Source organism: Streptomyces violaceorubidus, from assembly GCF_000717995.1.
Classification (GTDB): Bacteria; Actinomycetota; Actinomycetes; order Streptomycetales; family Streptomycetaceae; genus Streptomyces; species Streptomyces violaceorubidus.
Genome location: NZ_JODM01000223.1, coordinates 1 through 249 on the forward strand (window position 1 = coordinate 1; position 249 = coordinate 249).

The window sequence follows — 249 nt, forward strand, 5'->3', positions numbered from 1 at the left end:
CGCAACCCGCGAGAACCACGAACCCAACACCCCACCACCCGGCAACGACGCAGACACCGCCACGGGCTCACCGGCATCCACCGACCACCCCGCCACCACCGCCGCACGCTCCGCCACCGACAACACCGGCACCACACCCACCCGCACCGACGGCTCACCCACCACCGCCTCCAACACCCGCACAAACCGCGCCACCAACACCTCCACCGACCCACGGTCGAAGAGATCGACGCTGTACTCCACCTCACC

1 protein-coding gene is annotated in these 249 nt (G+C 69.5%); it reads right to left on the reverse strand.

What is annotated here, in order from left to right:
• A partial coding sequence (locus IE94_RS42035) for a hypothetical protein (RefSeq protein WP_157849470.1) occupies positions 1 to 249 on the reverse strand: 249 nt, incomplete at both ends.